Raw genomic sequence first — 1,577 nt, forward strand, 5'->3', positions numbered from 1 at the left:
ACCGGCGAGTCCGCGCCGGCCACCCTCGACGCCACCTCACCGGCCTTCGACGAAGGCACCGTCGCGCTGCGCAAGGTGGAGGGCGAGGGCGGGGCGACGTCCGGAACCGCCTACCGGGGCACCGCGCGGATAGCCGCCGCCGAGGACCTCGAGACCGACCCGGAGGCGGAGGGCTCCGAGGACGCGTGGACCGTCGACGGCACCTGCCCCGAGGAGTCCGGTGGCGAGGGCGATCCCTGGAGCGCGACGATGACCGTGCCGGAGGAGGAGGCCGGGGCCGTCGCACCGCCGTGCCCCGAGCCCACACATTCCGGCCAGCACGGCGAGCAGTGCGGCGGACCCAGGACGGTGTGTCCGGAAACGACCGCCCCGCACGGTGAGACCGCCGAGCGGGGCACGTCCTGCACGACGAAGCCGCCCTGCCCCGAGCCCGCCGCACAGGGCAAGTCCTGCGGCGGCGCGATCGCGGAGCACGGGGTGCGGGCCGGCGCGGGCGGGTCCTTCACCGACTCGATGCCGGCCCTGGTCGCCGGCGGTGTCCTGATCGCGGGCGCGTTCGGCGCGGCGGCGCATCGGCTGCGGCTCCGTCCGCGCGGGGACGCCGAGCACCGCTGACCCGCACCGCCGCCGGTCCGCGTGTGATCCGCGACCGGGGTCACCGCCATGGCAGGGCGGCACGATGGGTACTTGGTGCAACGACCGAGGAGAGAGCACCCGGCCGGGCGGCGACGGGACACGGCACCACGGACTGCGCGGAGGTACGCATGCGGCGGACGGACCCCGAAGGCCATGACTCTGCCGGGCATGGCTCCGAAGAGCGTGGCGCCGTAGCGCATGACTCCGTAGGGCATGGCTCCGAAGGGCACGACCCCGTGGGGCACGGTCCCGTCCGGTACGGCCCGCACCTCCCCGACGACGGCCTGCCCGTGCTGCCCGAACTGTCCGCCGTACTCGCCGCCGCCGCGGGCCGCGGCCACGACGAACCGGCGGGCGGCACCCCGTCCCTCCTTGGCGCCGCCTGCGGCTACTGGGACCGGCGCGGCCTGCCCACCGAGCTCGGCCACGTGGCCGCCGCCCCCGGCGCCAACGCCCTGCTGCTGGCGCTGACCGCCGCGCTCGGCGGCGACGTCCTGGTGCCCCGCCCCTGCGCCGCCTGGTGGGCGCCGTACGCGCGGCTGCTGGGCAGACCCGTCTTCCACGTGCCCACCCCGGCCGAGTCCGGCGGCGTCCCCGACCCGTACGCCCTCCTGGAAACCGTCCGCCGGGTCCGCGCCGAGGGCGGCGACCCCCGCCTGCTCGTGCTGTCCGTCGCCGACGACCCCACCGGAACCGTCGCGCCGCCCGAACTGCTGCACGAGACCCTCGAGGCCGCAGCCGACGAGGGTCTGCACCTGGTCAGCGACGAGACCTGGCGGGACACCCTGCACGACGCGCACGCCACCGTGCTGCTCAGCCCCGCCGAGATGCTGCCCGAACGGGTAACCGTCGTCACCGACCTGGCCGGCGCGCTGCTGCCGCCGGGCTGGCCGGCCGCCGTCGCCCGCTTCCCCGCGTCCGCCGCCGGGGACGGTCTGCAC

The 1,577-nt window shown here is 76.9% G+C and carries 2 protein-coding genes; both read left to right on the forward strand.

Annotation, left to right across the window (positions count from 1 at the left end; all coding sequences use genetic code 11):
• Positions 1 to 615 (forward strand): hypothetical protein (locus tag EBH09_RS30140; protein WP_121750056.1); only part of this gene is annotated, 615 nt, incomplete at its 5' end.
• A 257-nt stretch (positions 616 to 872) separates the two neighbouring features.
• Positions 873 to 1,577, forward strand: a 705-nt coding sequence (locus EBH09_RS39375; RefSeq protein ID WP_238697478.1) for an aminotransferase class I/II-fold pyridoxal phosphate-dependent enzyme, incomplete at its 3' end; no start/stop codon positions are given.

Origin of the sequence: Streptomyces sp. E2N166, from assembly GCF_003671715.1 — a bacterium.
GTDB lineage: Bacteria > Actinomycetota > Actinomycetes > Streptomycetales > Streptomycetaceae > Streptomyces > Streptomyces thinghirensis.